We start from the raw sequence: 15,369 nt of genomic DNA, 5'->3' as shown, positions 1-15,369 counted from the left end.
GTTAAACCTCGTCTACGGAATGGCCTTTCAACGCGCGACGAACCGACTGGTCCATGCGGCGAGCGGCAAATTCCTGGGTTTGTTTATCTACGTTTTTAATGGCTTGTTCTATGGCGTCAACATCATCGCCTTGTGCGACCGCGCTTAAATGTGCGGCGGCATCATCAATGCATTGACGTTCTGCGGCGCTTAACAGCGCGGCGTCGGCAGTTAGCGCGCCGGTCAAACTTTCCAGCACGCGCGCGGCTTCGACTTTTTGCTCCGCCAGCATACGCGCTTTCACGTCCTGCTCGGCAAAACTCATGGAATCCTTGATCATCGAGGCGATTTCGCCATCGGTCAGACCATAGGAAGGTTTGACCTGAATGGAGGCCTCGACGCCGGTGGATTTTTCCATTGCGGTGACGCTCAACAGGCCATCGGCGTCTACCTGGAAGGTCACACGAATATGCGCCCCGCCCGCCGGCAGCGGCGGAATCCCGCGCAGCGCAAAGCGCGCCAGCGAGCGGCAGTCCTGCACCAGTTCGCGTTCGCCCTGCATCACATGGATAGACATCGCGGTCTGACCGTCTTTGAAGGTGGTGAAATCCTGCGCGCGCGCCACCGGGATAGTGGTGTTGCGCGGAATGACTTTTTCCACCAGGCCACCCATCGTTTCCAGCCCAAGAGAGAGTGGAATCACGTCCAGCAGCAGCATTTCGCTGTCCGGCTTGTTGCCGACCAGAATATCGGCCTGAATCGCTGCGCCGATAGCGACCACTTTATCCGGGTCGATAGCGGTTAACGGCGTGCGGCCAAAAAATTCGCCCACCCGCTCACGCACCAGCGGTACACGGGTCGAACCGCCGACCATGACCACTTCCAGAACGTCCTGGGGCTCAACGCCGGCATCTTTCAATGCGCGACGGCAGGCCAATAGCGTGCGCTTAACCAGCGCGGAAATGAGATCGTTAAATTGCTCGCGAGTGATCTCCCCCTGCCAGCCCGCAACGTTAACGCGAACGGTATCGGCATCGCTTAAGGCGATTTTCGCCGCAATCGCGGCATCCAGCAGTTCGCGCTGAACGCGATTGTTGCTACGATCGGCAATTCCCGCCTGCTCGCGAATATAGTCCGCCAGCAGATGGTCAAAGTCATCGCCGCCGAGCGCAGAATCACCGCCCGTCGCCAGCACTTCAAACACCCCGCGGCTCAGGCGTAAAATAGAGATATCGAAGGTACCGCCGCCGAGATCGTAAACAGCAATAACACCTTCTTTGCCTGAGTCCAGACCGTAGGCAATCGCCGCCGCCGTCGGTTCGTTGAGCAGGCGCAGCACATGCAGGCCAGCCAGCCGCGCGGCGTCTTTCGTCCCCTGACGTTGGGCATCATCGAAATAGGCGGGAACGGTAATCACCACGCCATCCAGCTCGCCGGAGAGCGATTCGCTAGCCCGCGCGGCCAGCGCTTTGAGAATATCAGCCGATACGCGTACCGGATTGAGCAATCCAGCCGACGTGTCAATCATCGGCAGCCCATTAACGCTTGCCTTAAACCGGTAAGGCAGATGCGGATAGCGCGCCTGGATATCCGCCAGCGAGCGTCCCATCATGCGTTTCACAGAGCTGATAGTGTTGGCCGTATCCTGCGCGGCATTGTCACGCGCAGCGTAACCGACCGTATGGCCCTGCTGCTGATAGTGAACCACTGAAGGCAACAGGTGGCGCCCTTCGTGGTCAGGCAGAGTTTCCGCCTGGCCGCTGCGAACCGTCGCAACCAGAGAGTTGGTAGTGCCTAAGTCGATGCCCGCCGCCAGACGACGCTGATGCGGCGCGGCGCTCAGACCAGGCTCACTAATTTGTAATAAGGCCATGTTAGATTCCAGTTAAAAATCGAGCAGCTTTTCTTCGAGTTGTTCTGCGCTGCTTCGCAGTTTATCGAGAAACCGCAGTTTGCGCACCGTATCCGCCGCCGCGTCCCACGCGGCGTTGTCCAACTGTTCCACCATTTGCTGAAGACGAGCATCAAACATCTTTTGTACGCGTTTGATGAAGCTTTCCAGCCGCACGTCGTCTTTTGATTGTTCGATATCGTCCAGCTCTTCGCAAAGCGTGAGTTGTTCCATCAGAAACGCGGTGTCGCGTACCGTATGCTGCTCGCTGGCCAGATCGAACCCGTGTAAGGAAAGCAGATACTCCGCGCGCGTCAAAGGGTGACGCAGCGTTTGCCAGGCCTGGTTGATCGTGGCGGATTGCTGGACGGCGGCAAGCTGCTGCGCCTGAGTGCCGTTGGCAAATTTGTCAGGGTGATACTGGCGTTGCAGATCCTGAAAACGAAGGCTCAGCGCCTGGGTGTCAATCTGATAACGGGCTGGTAAGCCAAAGAGGGTGAAGTAATCCATAACATTCTCAGGGATAGCCTGTCAGAACAAACCCCACACGCAGGCGACCACGGTGGGGTTATACCTTCTTACTTCGCGCCGCAGATGCGTTGTCTGCGCGGGTTCCCCCAGTCATTTACTCAAGTAAGCGCCTGGGGATTCACTCGCTTGCCGCTTTTCTACAGCACGAATGCTCGGTATAACAGCGGAACACGGTTACACGTGGAAGCTTTCGCCGCAACCACACTCATCTTTCACATTCGGGTTGGAGAATTTAAACCCTTCGTTCAGACCTTCTTTTACGAAGTCCAGCTGTGTACCGTCCAGAAATTGCAGGCTCTTGCCGTCAACCACTACCTTAACGCCTTTGTCTTCAAACACGGTGTCTTCCGCCGTTGGCTCGTCAACAAATTCCAGTACATAAGCCATACCTGAGCAGCCGGAGGTTCTCACGCCCAGACGCAGACCAAACCCTTTACCACGGTTGGCCAGGAAGGTATTAACTCGCGCTGCTGCACTGTCGCTAAGTGTAATCGACATAACAAAACCTCAATGTTAACGTTCTATTTTATTTCGCTTCGCGTTTGCTTTTGTAATCCGCAATAGCGGCTTTAATCGCGTCTTCCGCCAGAATAGAGCAGTGAATTTTCACCGGCGGCAGCTCCAGTTCGTCTGCAATGTCGGTGTTTTTAATCGCCTGCGCTTCGTCCAGGGATTTCCCTTTCACCCACTCCGTTACCAGAGAACTGGAGGCGATAGCGGAACCGCAGCCGTAAGTCTTGAAGCGCGCGTCTTCAATGATACCTTCATCGTTAACTTTAATCTGCAACTTCATGACGTCGCCGCAGGCCGGAGCGCCAACCATGCCGCTTCCCACGTTATCGTCGTTGTTGTCAAACGACCCTACGTTACGCGGGTTCTCATAGTGATCGATTACTTTTTCGCTGTAAGCCATTATAAATTCTCCTGATTCCGATACCGATTAATGATGTGCCCATTCGATGCTGTTCAGATCCACACCCTGCTTGTACATTTCCCACAGTGGAGAAAGGTCACGCAGACGGCCAATGGATTTACGAACCAGATCAATGGTGTAGTCGATCTCTTCTTCAGTGGTAAAACGACCTAAAGAGAAACGGATAGAGCTATGCGCCAGCTCGTCATTCATGCCCAACGCGCGCAGCACGTAAGACGGTTCCAGACTGGCGGATGTACAGGCGGAACCGGAAGAGACCGCCAGGTCTTTCAGCGCCATAATCAGCGACTCGCCTTCAACGTAGTTAAAGCTCACGTTGAGAATGTTTGGCGCGCCCTGCTCAAGGTCGCCGTTCAGGTAAACTTCTTCAATATCTTTGATGCCGTTCCACAGACGGTTACGCAGACCGCGCAGACGGGCCATTTCGGTCTCCATCTCTTCTTTCGCGATACGGTAAGCTTCGCCCATGCCGACGATCTGGTGGACAGGCAGAGTACCAGAGCGCATACCGCGTTCGTGCCCGCCGCCATGCATCTGCGCTTCAATGCGAATACGCGGCTTACGACGCACATACAGCGCGCCAATGCCTTTCGGACCATAAATTTTATGACCGGAGAAGGACATCAGATCCACTTTCAGTTGGCTCAGGTCGATAGGCAGTTTGCCCACGCTCTGGGTGGCGTCAACGTGGTAGATGATACCGCGCGCGCGGCACATTTCGCCGATGGTCGCGATATCCTGCACCACGCCGATTTCGTTGTTCACGTGCATGATGGAAACCAGAATGGTGTCGTCACGCATCGCTGCTTCGAGCTCGTTGAGATCGATGATGCCGTTGCGCTGCGGCGCCAGGTAGGTCACTTCAAACCCTTCGCGCTCAAGCTGACGGCAGGTGTCCAGCACCGCTTTGTGCTCGGTCTTGCTGGTGATGATGTGCTTGCCTTTTTTCTGATAAAAGTTGGCAGCGCCTTTGATCGCCAGGTTATCGGACTCCGTCGCCCCTGAGGTAAAGACGATTTCACGCGGGTCGGCGCCGACCAGTTCAGCAATCTGGTTGCGGGCGATATCGACGGCTTCTTCAGCCTGCCAGCCGAAACGGTGTGAACGAGACGCCGGGTTCCCAAAGGTTCCGTCCAGGGTCAGAAACTGCATCATTTTCTCGGCAACACGCGGGTCCACCGGCGTGGTTGCGGAGTAGTCGAGATAAATCGGTAATTTCATTGCTCTTAAACTCCGTACATCACTCAATGCAAGGAATCAGGCAACCGGCTGGATGTACGACCGTGTTGACGGGACGTCCGCGTCCCGGCCTGATTCTGAATTCTTTTTTACGCTTCATCCTTCAGACGACCGCGGCATTCACCGCATGAGGCCGCCAGAAGAGATGGCGTAATATTTTAATTAAGCGCGTAATTTAACGTCGATAGCGTCCTGCGCACGACCACTGGCGCGCGGCGCGTCATGCGTGTGCTGGCGACCAGACACATCCAGAACTTCCTGGTTATTCACCAGCTCGCCTAAGGTAATATTGTTGAGAAAACCGGTCAGGCGATCGCTTAAATCACGCCACAGCGCATGGGTCAGGCATTTATCGCCGCCCTGGCAGCCGCCTTTGCCCTGGCAACGGGTCGCGTCAACGGATTCATCAACCGCGCTGATCACTTCGCCGACCGCGATACTGCCAGCATCTTTACCCAGCAGATAACCGCCGCCCGGCCCGCGTACGCTGGAAACCAGACCGTTTTTACGTAAACGGGAAAATAGCTGTTCCAGATAAGAAAGGGAAATCCCCTGACGTTCAGAAATATCAGCCAACGGTACCGGGCCCGCTTCGGAGTTGAGCGCAACGTCTAACATTGCGGTCACGGCATAACGCCCTTTAGATGTCAGTCTCATGTCTTACTTAACCTCAAACTCGCCCCTGCCCGGGGTTTTTATTGTAAAATGGGGGTATTGCATAGCAGGGACAAGTCTGACATTCCCGAGTAATTTGGTCAACTATTTACTTGAGTAAATTAGTCAGGTATTTAGCGTTCCGTGCGATATTGATGCGGTTACTTGCCTTTATTCTGCTGCTCAATAGACGCCAGAATCCCACGCAGAATATTCAACTCCTGGCTTTCCGGGCGGGCGCGGGTAAACAGACGGCGCAATTTATTCATCACCTGCCCCGGATGGTTTTCGCGAATAAAGCCAGTGGAGAGCAACGTCTGCTCCAGATGGCCGTAGAAACGTTCAAGATCGTCCACCAGCGGATACGGCATCTCTTCATGATCTGCCGCGTCGCCGTTTTCCTGCGTCGCCAGCCAGGCCATGCGGACTTCATACGCGATGACCTGTACCGCCATCGCCAGATTCAACGAGCTGTACTCCGGGTTAGCGGCAATAGCGACGTGATAATGGCATTTTTGCAACTCATCGTTAGTCAGCCCGACACGCTCACGACCAAAAACCAGCGCAACCGGCGTATTTGCCGCTTCCGCCACGCTTTTTAAGCCGCACTCGCGCGGATCAAGCATCGGCCACGGCAAAGTGCGGGAACGGGCGCTGGTGCCGACCACCAGGCTACAGCCAGCCAACGCTTCATCCAGCGTATCGACGATCTGCGCATTACCGATCACATCGCTGGCGCCTGCCGCCAGGGCGATGGCCTGGGAGTCCGGTTTCACCAACGGGTTTACCAGCCACAGGTTAGTTAAGCCCATGGTTTTCATAGCGCGAGCCACGGAGCCCATATTGCCGGTGTGGGAGGTTTCCACCAGCACAATTCGAATGTTTTGCAGCATTGTCTTTCTTCAGCTAAAGATTATTCTGACATCTTACCATAAAACCAAGACAGATTCCGATCTCGCTGCTATACTCTGCGCCGTTTTCCCGTTCTTTAACATCCAGTGAGAGAGACCGATGCATCCGATGCTGACCATCGCCGTGCGCGCAGCGCGCAAGGCGGGTAATGTAATTGCCAAAAACTATGAAACTCCGGACGCTGTAGAAGCGAGCCAAAAAGGCAGTAACGATTTTGTGACCAATGTAGATAAGGCCGTTGAAGCGGTGATTATCGACACCATTCGCAAATCTTACCCGCAACACACTATTATCACCGAAGAAAGCGGTGAGCACGTTGGCACAGATCAGGATGTTCAATGGGTTATCGATCCGCTGGATGGCACCACCAACTTCATCAAACGTCTGCCACACTTCGCTGTTTCCATTGCTGTACGCATTAAAGGCCGTACTGAAGTGGCTGTCGTGTACGATCCGATGCGTAACGAACTGTTCACCGCCACCCGCGGTCAGGGCGCACAGCTGAACGGCTACCGTCTGCGCGGCAGTACCGCGCGCGATCTGGACGGCACTATCCTCGCTACTGGCTTCCCGTTCAAAGCCAAACAATACGCGACCACCTACATTAATATTATCGGCAAGCTGTTCAGCGAATGCGCCGATTTCCGCCGCACCGGTTCCGCCGCGCTGGATCTGGCCTATGTGGCTGCAGGTCGTGTCGATGGTTTCTTTGAAATTGGCCTTCGTCCGTGGGATTTCGCCGCGGGCGAACTGCTGGTTCGTGAAGCGGGCGGTATCGTCAGCGATTTCACCGGCGGTCATAACTACATGATGACCGGTAATATCGTGGCGGGGAATCCGCGCGTCGTTAAAGCCATGCTGGCGAATATGCGCGACGAACTGAGCGATGCGCTGAAGCGCTAAGTCTCTTCGGCGGATGGGGCCACTCATCCGCCGTGCCTTTTCAGGCGTTTTTCCTAAACACAGCCTCATCGCTTTACTTGCCTGCATGTTTTTGTACGATCGCTCCCTGCTCCGCTATTGGCATAAAGCGGCAAGGAAGCGAACATGACCCTTCAACATACCCGACGCATCGTCAAATCCCTTTTTATTCTGTTTATCATTGTGGTCTGTATTTATCTGCTACCCCGCGTAGCGATCAATGCCTTTTATTACCCGGACAATAAAGTCTATGGGCCAACCCCTGCCGAAGCTGAATCCATTACCTTTACCGCCAAAGATGGCACGCATCTGCACGGCTGGTTTATTCCCACTGCTTTCGGCAGGCCGGAAAACGCCGTCGCGACGGTGATTCATGTCCATGGCAACGCCGGAAATATGTCGGCGCACTGGCCGTTAGTCAGTTGGCTGCCAGAACGCAACGTAAACCTGTTTATGTTTGATTACCGTGGTTTTGGCGAATCGGAGGGTACCCCATCACAAGAGGGGCTACTGGACGATACGAAAAGCGCGATAGATTATGTGCGGCATCGCGCCGACGTTAACCCCGAGCGCCTGGTACTGCTGGGGCAGAGCCTGGGCGGCAATAATGTACTGGCCGCCGTAGGCCACTGCGTAGGCTGCGCAAATATGCGCTACGCCGACCAGGCGGGCATACGTGCGATTATCCTTGACTCAACGTTTTTATCCTATTCCTCCATCGCCAACCAGATGATCCCGGGCAGCGGCTATTTGCTTGATGACCGCTATAGCGCGGATCGCAATATTGCCAGCGTCAGCCCCATTCCGGTATTGATTCTTCATGGCACGGCAGACCATGTTATTCCCTGGCAGGACAGTGAGAAATTGTATGCCCTCGCCCGGGAGCCCAAACAAAAAATCTTCATTCCTGACGGCGATCACATTGATGCTTTTTCCGGACGTTATGCAAACCTTTACCGTGATGCAATGATTAAATTTATTCAGACCGCGCTATCCGCTAAATAGCGCGACGCTGTATATATGCATATTTTATGATTAAGAATATATTTATTATACCGATAGTAAAAACCATTTTTTCCCGTTAGCGAAGGCGATGGATTAGCGCTAGCGTAACAGTAATATTCAACTGATTTTTATAACAATTTATTTTCATTTGTTTTTCCTGAATATTACTGTGGAGTATGTGATGGCTATCAAAATTACGCCTGACGAGTTTAGTTTGCTTATCCAGCGATTAAACCAAAAATGGCGCGTGTTTGCCCCGTCCGCAGAGTTTCGCGGCGGACGTTTTTCCGACACTGACAACATTATTTATCAATGGATTAGCGGCTGGCGCGATCTCATCTGGCACGAGAAATCGCACATGTCGCCGAATACCATTATCGCCCCTATCACCGAAACGCTCTTTTATTTCGATAAAGACACCATTCAAATTGCCGAGACAGACATTTCCCCGATAATCATCTTTGCCCGCGCCTGCGACATTAACGCCATGTCGCGGCTGGATTATATGTATTTATCAAATGGGAATAATTCCGATTACAGTTATCAACTGCTACGGGAGCATATTCGTTTCGTCCTTATTGAGTGTGAAGAAAGCTTCGAAAATTGTTTCTGCGTCTCAATGGGTACTAATAAAACTGACTGTTATAGCGCCGCCATGCGTTTTAGCGATGAGGGCGCGCTTGTCAGCATCCGCGATCCCTTTATCGAGGCGGCGATACAAGGGCTGGGGCAGGAGGCTGACTATACCCCCTCTTTCGTCAGCGAAAACCGGGAAACCGTCGTCACGCCGGACAGCGTTTGCCGCGATCCGCAAAAAATTCGCGACATTCTCACCCGCCATCCGCTATGGGACGCTTACGACAGCCGCTGCATCAGTTGTGGCCGCTGCACTACCGGGTGCCCAACCTGTACCTGCTATAGCGTCTTTGACGTCGCCTATGATGAAAATCCGCAGCGCGGCGAACGCCGCCGCCAGTGGGCAAGCTGCATGATGCCGGGCTTTAGCGACATGGCCGGCGGTCATGGTTTTCGCGAAAAACCCGGCGAGCGTCTGCGCTACCGCGCCCTGCATAAGGTCAATGACTACAAAGCGCGCAACGGCATTGAACATATGTGCGTCGGCTGCGGCCGCTGCGACGATCGCTGCCCGCAATACATCAAATTTTCTTTGATTATCAACAAAATGACCGCTGCCGTTCGGCAGGCGCTGGCAGAGGAGGCATAACGCATGTCACATTGTTCCTGTCATGATAAACCGCAGCACAGTTTGCTGCCTGCGGCGTACCGCATCCTCAGTATTACTCGCCACACGCCGCTGGAGTGGAATTTCCGCGTGGCCGTCGATTTTCCCGCGCACTGGGGGCAATTTGTTGAGGTGTCGCTGCCGCGCGTCGGCGAAGCGCCCATCTCCGTTTCCGACTACGGCGACGGCTGGATAGATCTGCTGATTCGTAATGTCGGAAAAGTGACCAGCGCCCTCTTTACGCTGAAAGAAAGCGACAACGTGTGGCTACGCGGCTGCTATGGCAATGGCTATCCGGTCGATACGCTGCGCCATAAACCCTTACTGGTTGTCGCAGGCGGCACGGGCGTCGCGCCGGTGAAAGGCTTAATGCGCTATTTCGTTGAGAATCCCCAGGAAATTGGTCAACTGGATATGATTCTCGGCTATAAAAATCGCGATTGCGTGCTGTACAAAGAAGAAATGGCGACGTGGCGCGGCAAACATAATCTGGTGCTCACGCTGGATGAAGGCGAGGCTGATGACCGTTACCAGATTGGTCGGGTGACCGATCGGCTTGCCGACATGACGCTTAGCGATATCGACACCATGCAGGCCATCGTCGTTGGGCCGCCAATAATGATTACCTTTACCGTAAAAATGCTGCTGCAAAAAGGGCTCAAGCCGGAGCAAATTTGGGTGGACTACGAACGCCGGATGGCCTGCTCCGTCGGGAAGTGCGGCCACTGCCGTATGGGCGAAGTGTATGTCTGCACCGACGGCCCGATATTTAACTACGCCGTCGCGCAACGTTTTGCCGATTAAGGAGAACACCATGAGCATTGATATTGATATCATTAAAGCCCGTGCGAAAAACGAATATCGCCTGTCAAAAGTGCGCGGCGAAGCCATGATCAGCGTCCGCATTCCCGGCGGTATTTTGCCCGCGCATTTGCTAACGGTGGCGCGTGACATAGCCGAAACCTGGGGCAACGGACAAATTCACCTCACTACCCGCCAGAAGCTGGCGATGCCGGGTATCCGTTACGAAGATATCGACAACGTGAACGCTGCGCTGGAGCCATTTCTTCGCGAGATTGAAATAGAACTGTGCGACGTCCAGGTTGAGGATACCAAAGCGGGCTATCTCGCTATTGGCGGGCGAAATATTGTCGCCTGTCAGGGGAACCGCATTTGCCAGAAAGCCAACACTGACACGACCGGTCTGTCCCGTCGTCTTGAAAAACTGGTCTATCCCAGCCCTTATCATCTCAAAACGGTCATCGTTGGCTGCCCGAATGATTGCGCGAAGGCGTCAATGGCCGATCTGGGAATTATTGGCGTGGCGAAAATGCGCTTCACTGCCGATCGCTGTATCGGCTGCGGCGCCTGCGTGAAGGCCTGTAGTCACCACGCGGTAGGCTGCCTGGCGCTGAAGAACGGCAAAGCGGTCAAAGAAGAGTCCGCCTGTATCGGCTGCGGCGAGTGCGTGCTGGCCTGTCCGACGCTGGCCTGGCAACGTAAGCCGGATCAGCTCTGGCAAGTCCGTCTGGGCGGACGCACCAGTAAAAAGACGCCGCGCGTCGGCAAGCTCTTCCTCAACTGGGTGACTGAAGATGTGATAAAGCAGGTGATCGTTAACCTGTATGAATTTGAAAAAGAGATGCTCGGCGGAAAACCGATCTATCTACATATGGGCCATCTGATCGACAAAGGCGGCTATCTGCGTTTTAAAGAACGGGTACTGCGCGGCGTTCAGCTCAATCCGGAAGCGATGGTCGCCGAACGCATTTACTGGGCCGAAGACGAATCCGTCGCGCGGATGCATCTCAAACCCGCCGGACACTAATCAACCACGCCATGGCCGCAGCCCGCCCACAGGCTGCGGCACGCTAAACCACATGACCAGCGCCGCGACAAGCAGTATGACCCCTCCGGCCAGCGCCAGCGTTGACCAGCCTACCTGCCGCCATAACGCTGGCGCTTTGTTTCCACTGAGCTTCACCGCCAGAGCACGAAAAGTGTGTACCAGCAACGCCAGCGAGGTAATCGTTAGCGAGGTTCCCGCCGCCATTGCCAGTACCGACGCCATTCCCCAGCTAAAAACGCCAATCACTTTACTGAATAACAGCACCATTATCGCGCCGGAACAGGGCCGCATCCCCATAGACAGTACGATCATGAGTCGCGCGCGCCAGTCATCGCCGCTATGCAATTGTTCCTGCGTCGGTAAATGCTGATGTCCGCAGCCGCATTTTTCATGGTGAACATGGCGCGGCGTAAAAGCGATAAAGACAGGTTTACGTAGCAGCGCGCGTAACCTTTTTATGGCCCGCCAGCACAGCAAGATGCCCAGCCCGCCAACTAACGCATAGCTCCCCTTTTCCAGCCAGAAGCCGCTCAGATGGAGCTGCCTGGCCGGAAGTTGCAATACGGTCAGCACGCCCACCACCAACCCGATAGCCACGAGCCCCTGTAATAACGCGGCGGCGAGGGTTAACACGATACTTGATTTCAGCTTCGAAGGATGCGTCGCCAGCCATGTCGCGATCACCACTTTGCCGTGTCCCGGCCCCAGCGCATGAAGCACGCCATACATAAAACTCAGCAGAAGCAACGATCCGCCCGCCCGCTCAGGATGCGTCGCCACCGCGTTAAGCAGCGCGCTCAACTGCTGATTTACGTCCCGCTGCCAAAGAGCGCTTTTCAACATCACCTGCGGCCAGGCCTGCCATATCCACAGACCGCCAACCAGCATCAGCAGCAGGAATAACGCCAATGGCCACAGCGAGAGCCAGCGTCGCCCCGGAGCGCGTTGAGAAAAAATTACTGACATTGCAAGGTCACCGTTTGGGCAAACTGTTTACCTAAATCCATATCCTCCGGCGGCGCGTCCTCTTTATCCAGCGACTGGGCGAAACGTAGTGTCTCTTCGCCGGGCGCAGGAGTATAAACCTGAATCCGACACTTTTCGCGCAGCGGTTCCGGCATCGTGATATCGCTGGCCTGGTCATAATGCATATCGACATAATAAGAGGGATCAAACGTTGAAAAGGTATAAGTCTGTCCGCTTAACGGCTGCGGTTCAGCCAGCGGTAGCGTAAAGGTCAATACCGCCTGATGCGCGTCACGCGTCATACCGTATTCTGTCGGCCTGTTTTTAAACTTCACTTTCGCGCCATTGCGCCACACTTCTGTAAAGTAGTGCTGCCCAAGTACGTTAGCCATCACTTCCGCCGCCAACTTTTTCCATATTTCTGACCCCGGTGCCGCGTTTCCGGCGTCATACAGCAGATCTGCGGACGTCAGCGCGTCCATTGTCCAGCGCATTTTTAACGCCACAAATTGCTCATTTTCACTGACCACCTGCGTTTGCAGACGGATAAAGCTATGCGGATGCGCCGCCGCCACGAAAGATAAAACGGCAAGAAATAGTGTTAAGGCGCTGCGTTTCACTGGCTTCATCTGTTCCTCGCGATAAAAATTCTGTGACACTCCTCAGCATTCCTGGCCTAAAAGCACGCTTATCACATTTTTCACACGCAAACTTTAGCTATCCTTACCAGACAAACTAACGGGAGACCTGACAGATGATGCCGACAATTGCCCCACCATCTGTACTTTCCGCTCCCCAGCGCCGCTGTCAGGTATTGCTGACGCTTTTCCAGCCGGAGCCAATTGCCACGGTGGAAATCTTCAGCGCGCTTAATGGCGTTGATGATGATACTGCCCGTGAGGATATCACTGAGACAAGCCTGGAGATCCAGCGCTATCATCGCCTTGCCATCACAACATGCCAGAACGGTTGCTATCGGATCGAAGGTACAGCACTCGATCAGCGCCTTTGCCTTTTACACTGGCTCAGGCGCGGCCTGCGTTTATGCCCGACCTTCGTCACGCAACAGTTTACCCCGGCCTTAAAAAACGCGCTAAAGCAGCGCGGTATCGCGCGTCCGCTGTATGACGATATTAATCTGCACGCGCTCATCAATCTGTGCGCCCGCCGGTTGCAAAAACCATTTGAACATCGCGACGTGCAGTTCCTGCGCCTCTTTTTACAGTATTGTCTGCTACAACACCATGCCGGCATCACCCCGGAATTCAACCCTGTACAGCAGATTTGGGCGCAGTCGTGCGCGGAATATCCACTCGCCCAGGAAATTGGTCGTCACTGGCAGCGCCACGTGATGCAGGCCGCACCGCTCAATGAAGCGCTGTTTATGGCGTTACTGTTTTCAATGATTCGCCTCCCCGACCCGATTCGCGACACGCATCAACGGGCGCAGCAACTGCGACTGGAGGTGGCGCGGCTGGTGCTGCGCTTTCGAGAAAAAGGGAACGTACGCTTCAGCGACGAACAAGGGCTTAACGATCAGCTCTATGTCCATCTCGCCCAGGCGCTGAACCGAAGTTTATTCACGATTGGCATCGATAATACGCTTCCGGAAGAGTTCAACCGTCTTTATCCGCGTCTGGTTCGCACCACACGTGAGGCGCTCGCCGGGTTTGAAGCCGAATATGGTATCCACTTTTCCGAGGAAGAGACGGGGCTGGTGGCAGTGATTTTCGGCGCCTGGCTGATGCAGGATAACGATTTGCATGAGAGACAGATCGTATTGTTAGCGGATAAAAATGATGCGCTGGAGACGCATATTGAGCAGCAACTGCGTGAACTGACCCTATTGCCGCTGAATATCAGACGGATATCGCTCCAGACGTTTCAAAAAGAGGGATGCCCGCGCGGCGTAGCGCTGATTGTTACCCCTTACGCCACGCCGCTACCGCTCTTCTCACCGCCATTAATTCATGCGGATCGCGCCCTCACAGAGCACCAACAGCAGCAGATCCGCAAGATCCTAGAATCATGACGCGGCAACCACTTTGGGCCGAAGGAAGATAGCGGGCAATGCCACCAGCGCCATAATCCAGAATACGCCGCCGCCCAGATGTTGATACAGAAAACCGGCAAATACCGTCATAATCGCGATACTGCCGCCCATCGCCACAGCGGAATAGACGGCCTGCAAACGAATCACCTCGCTTCCCTGACGCGCAGCGATATAGCGCATGGCGGCCAGATGGCAAACGGTAAACGTGCCACAGTGCAGAATTTGTATCACAATCAGCCACGGCAACGCCGTACTCCAGCCCATCAGTCCCCAGCGTACCACGCCGCACACAGCGGAAAGCAACAGCAAGTCGCGGGCGCTAAACCGGCGGAATAGCTTTTTACTCAGGGCAAAAATGATCACTTCCGCCACCACGCCCAACGACCATAAATAGCCGACCGCCGATGCTGAATAGCCAGCCCCCTGCCAGTAGATGGCGCTAAAACCGTAGTAGGCGGCGTGCGCCCCTTGCAGCAAACAGACGCAGGCGAGAAAACGCCAACTTTGTGCCACCAGCGTACGCCAGGCGGGCCAGCCTGCGCTCTCCTGCTGACGGCTTTCCCCTTGCGGCGGCACGCTGGGACGTAACAACATACCCAGCAACATCGAGGCGACGCCGAGCGTCAGTAGCGCCAGAATCGCCTGGTAATCGTATAAACTCACCAGCTTACCGGTCAGCGCCGACCCTATCACGAAGGCGATGGACCCCCACAGCCGCACCCGACCATAGTCCAGGGTAATTTGCTTTTGCCAGGTATTGGCCAGCGCATCGGTCAGCGGCACCAGTGGTGAAAAGAAGAGGTTAAACCCAACCATCACCACCATTAGCCACGCGACATGCGTTCCTGCCCAAAATGCCAGCGCAAATACCAGCGTCAGCAATGCCAGTACGCGCAGCGCGGAGATCAACCGCGAAGGATCGCTTACGCGAGGCGCAATGAGCAGACTACCGAGAAAACGCGCGACCAGACCCACGCCCAGCAGAAGACCGATGGTTTCCGGCGTTAGCCCAAGACCTTTGAGCCAGACGCTCCAGAAGGGCAGAAAAATACCGTAACTAAAGAAGTAGGTGAAATAACTGAGCGCCAGCCAGCGCGTGGAATGCAATGCCATGATTCCCTCCCGTTTGGAGGCGATAGTCTGGCGGTAAACGGTTGCGCTGGCAAGGGTAACATAAGGTTAACAGGCGGAG

Annotated in this window: 16 protein-coding genes; 6 read left to right on the top strand and 10 right to left on the bottom strand. The window is 54.8% G+C overall.

The window, feature by feature from the left end:
* Window position 1: 1 nt before the first annotated feature.
* The 7 genes from hscA to trmJ all read right to left on the bottom strand — a co-directional run bounded on the left by hscA (window position 2) and on the right by trmJ (window position 6,121).
* Window positions 2-1,852, bottom strand: coding sequence for a Fe-S protein assembly chaperone HscA (hscA, locus tag ACLJRU_RS08145; RefSeq protein WP_001540623.1), 1,851 nt, complete (start codon window positions 1,850-1,852; stop codon window positions 2-4).
* A 12-nt stretch (window positions 1,853-1,864) separates the two neighbouring features.
* Window positions 1,865-2,380 (bottom strand): co-chaperone HscB, encoded by a 516-nt coding sequence (hscB, locus tag ACLJRU_RS08140; protein WP_001540624.1) that lies wholly within the window; start codon window positions 2,378-2,380, stop codon window positions 1,865-1,867.
* A 195-nt stretch (window positions 2,381-2,575) separates the two neighbouring features.
* Window positions 2,576-2,899 (bottom strand): iron-sulfur cluster assembly protein IscA, encoded by a 324-nt coding sequence (gene iscA, locus ACLJRU_RS08135; protein WP_000028952.1) that lies wholly within the window; start codon window positions 2,897-2,899, stop codon window positions 2,576-2,578.
* 28 nt (window positions 2,900-2,927) lie between these two features.
* Complete coding sequence (gene iscU, locus ACLJRU_RS08130) at window positions 2,928-3,314, bottom strand: Fe-S cluster assembly scaffold IscU (RefSeq protein ID WP_000331704.1); 387 nt, start codon at window positions 3,312-3,314, stop codon at window positions 2,928-2,930.
* A 27-nt stretch (window positions 3,315-3,341) separates the two neighbouring features.
* Window positions 3,342-4,556: a cysteine desulfurase gene (gene iscS, locus ACLJRU_RS08125; RefSeq protein ID WP_000775263.1), complete on the bottom strand. Its 1,215-nt coding sequence runs from the start codon at window positions 4,554-4,556 to the stop codon at window positions 3,342-3,344.
* 180 nt (window positions 4,557-4,736) lie between these two features.
* Window positions 4,737-5,231, bottom strand: a complete 495-nt coding sequence (gene iscR / locus ACLJRU_RS08120) for a Fe-S cluster assembly transcriptional regulator IscR (RefSeq protein WP_001241346.1) — start codon at window positions 5,229-5,231, stop codon at window positions 4,737-4,739.
* Window positions 5,232-5,389: 158 nt separating this feature from the next.
* On the bottom strand, window positions 5,390-6,121 hold the full coding sequence (gene trmJ, locus ACLJRU_RS08115; RefSeq protein WP_000940031.1) for a tRNA (cytosine(32)/uridine(32)-2'-O)-methyltransferase TrmJ: 732 nt from the start codon (window positions 6,119-6,121) through the stop codon (window positions 5,390-5,392).
* A gap of 118 nt (window positions 6,122-6,239) precedes the next feature.
* Here trmJ and suhB point away from each other — a divergent pair, with 118 nt between their 5' ends.
* From suhB to asrC, 5 genes are all read left to right on the top strand, one after another.
* Window positions 6,240-7,043 carry an inositol-1-monophosphatase gene (gene suhB, locus ACLJRU_RS08110; protein ID WP_038394030.1) on the top strand — a complete coding sequence of 268 codons (804 nt, stop codon included), beginning with the start codon at window positions 6,240-6,242 and terminating at the stop codon, window positions 7,041-7,043.
* A 144-nt stretch (window positions 7,044-7,187) separates the two neighbouring features.
* A complete protein-coding gene (locus ACLJRU_RS08105; RefSeq protein ID WP_000174944.1) occupies window positions 7,188-8,066 on the top strand; it encodes an alpha/beta hydrolase in 879 nt (292 codons plus the stop codon).
* Window positions 8,067-8,247: 181 nt separating this feature from the next.
* Complete coding sequence (gene asrA, locus ACLJRU_RS08100) at window positions 8,248-9,291, top strand: anaerobic sulfite reductase subunit AsrA (RefSeq protein ID WP_011264350.1); 1,044 nt, start codon at window positions 8,248-8,250, stop codon at window positions 9,289-9,291.
* Window positions 9,292-9,294: 3 nt separating this feature from the next.
* Window positions 9,295-10,113, top strand: a complete 819-nt coding sequence (gene asrB, locus ACLJRU_RS08095) for an anaerobic sulfite reductase subunit AsrB (protein WP_023235142.1) — start codon at window positions 9,295-9,297, stop codon at window positions 10,111-10,113.
* A gap of 10 nt (window positions 10,114-10,123) precedes the next feature.
* Window positions 10,124-11,137, top strand: a complete 1,014-nt coding sequence (gene asrC / locus ACLJRU_RS08090; protein WP_000020685.1) for a sulfite reductase subunit C — start codon at window positions 10,124-10,126, stop codon at window positions 11,135-11,137.
* On the opposite strand, the gene ACLJRU_RS08085 is transcribed toward asrC, so the two are convergent.
* Together ACLJRU_RS08085 and ACLJRU_RS08080 are read right to left on the bottom strand one after the other, a co-directional pair.
* Window positions 11,138-12,124 carry a nickel/cobalt transporter gene (locus tag ACLJRU_RS08085; RefSeq protein ID WP_000111006.1) on the bottom strand — a complete coding sequence of 329 codons (987 nt, stop codon included), beginning with the start codon at window positions 12,122-12,124 and terminating at the stop codon, window positions 11,138-11,140.
* Window positions 12,115-12,753 carry a DUF1007 family protein gene (locus ACLJRU_RS08080; RefSeq protein ID WP_001540629.1) on the bottom strand — a complete coding sequence of 213 codons (639 nt, stop codon included), beginning with the start codon at window positions 12,751-12,753 and terminating at the stop codon, window positions 12,115-12,117. The genes ACLJRU_RS08085 and ACLJRU_RS08080 overlap by 10 nt, the downstream gene beginning before the upstream one ends.
* 125 nt (window positions 12,754-12,878) lie before the next feature.
* Between ACLJRU_RS08080 and csiE the strand changes: the two genes are divergently transcribed.
* Entirely contained in the window at window positions 12,879-14,156 is a 1,278-nt protein-coding gene (gene csiE / locus ACLJRU_RS08075; protein WP_023235143.1) for a stationary phase inducible protein CsiE, read from the top strand.
* Here csiE and ACLJRU_RS08070 read toward each other — a convergent pair.
* On the bottom strand, window positions 14,151-15,290 hold the full coding sequence (locus ACLJRU_RS08070; protein ID WP_001173729.1) for a 3-phenylpropionate MFS transporter: 1,140 nt from the start codon (window positions 15,288-15,290) through the stop codon (window positions 14,151-14,153). The genes csiE and ACLJRU_RS08070 overlap by 6 nt on opposite strands.
* Window positions 15,291-15,369: the final 79 nt, after the last annotated feature.

The organism is Salmonella sp. SAL00653, from assembly GCF_046552515.1.
In the GTDB taxonomy this organism is placed as follows: Bacteria; Pseudomonadota; Gammaproteobacteria; order Enterobacterales; family Enterobacteriaceae; genus Salmonella; species Salmonella enterica.
The sequence above is the reverse complement of the archived record's forward strand: the minus strand, read 5'-3'. Positions and strand labels throughout refer to the sequence as shown.

Bases quoted from the DNA above. Each gene is read 5' to 3' on its own strand.
- suhB (WP_038394030.1), top strand. From the start codon at position 6,240: ATGCATCCGATGCTGACCATCGCCGTGCGCGCAGCGCGCAAGGCGGGT.
- ACLJRU_RS08070 (WP_001173729.1), bottom strand. From the start codon at position 15,290: ATGGCATTGCATTCCACGCGCTGGCTGGCGCTCAGTTATTTCACCTAC.
- ACLJRU_RS08105 (WP_000174944.1), top strand. From the start codon at position 7,188: ATGACCCTTCAACATACCCGACGCATCGTCAAATCCCTTTTTATTCTG.
- asrA (WP_011264350.1), top strand. From the start codon at position 8,248: ATGGCTATCAAAATTACGCCTGACGAGTTTAGTTTGCTTATCCAGCGA.
- ACLJRU_RS08080 (WP_001540629.1), bottom strand. From the start codon at position 12,753: ATGAAGCCAGTGAAACGCAGCGCCTTAACACTATTTCTTGCCGTTTTA.
- trmJ (WP_000940031.1), bottom strand. From the start codon at position 6,121: ATGCTGCAAAACATTCGAATTGTGCTGGTGGAAACCTCCCACACCGGC.
- iscR (WP_001241346.1), bottom strand. From the start codon at position 5,231: ATGAGACTGACATCTAAAGGGCGTTATGCCGTGACCGCAATGTTAGAC.
- csiE (WP_023235143.1), top strand. From the start codon at position 12,879: ATGATGCCGACAATTGCCCCACCATCTGTACTTTCCGCTCCCCAGCGC.
- hscA (WP_001540623.1), bottom strand. From the start codon at position 1,852: ATGGCCTTATTACAAATTAGTGAGCCTGGTCTGAGCGCCGCGCCGCAT.
- asrB (WP_023235142.1), top strand. From the start codon at position 9,295: ATGTCACATTGTTCCTGTCATGATAAACCGCAGCACAGTTTGCTGCCT.
- iscU (WP_000331704.1), bottom strand. From the start codon at position 3,314: ATGGCTTACAGCGAAAAAGTAATCGATCACTATGAGAACCCGCGTAAC.
- iscA (WP_000028952.1), bottom strand. From the start codon at position 2,899: ATGTCGATTACACTTAGCGACAGTGCAGCAGCGCGAGTTAATACCTTC.
- asrC (WP_000020685.1), top strand. From the start codon at position 10,124: ATGAGCATTGATATTGATATCATTAAAGCCCGTGCGAAAAACGAATAT.
- iscS (WP_000775263.1), bottom strand. From the start codon at position 4,556: ATGAAATTACCGATTTATCTCGACTACTCCGCAACCACGCCGGTGGAC.
- hscB (WP_001540624.1), bottom strand. From the start codon at position 2,380: ATGGATTACTTCACCCTCTTTGGCTTACCAGCCCGTTATCAGATTGAC.
- ACLJRU_RS08085 (WP_000111006.1), bottom strand. From the start codon at position 12,124: ATGTCAGTAATTTTTTCTCAACGCGCTCCGGGGCGACGCTGGCTCTCG.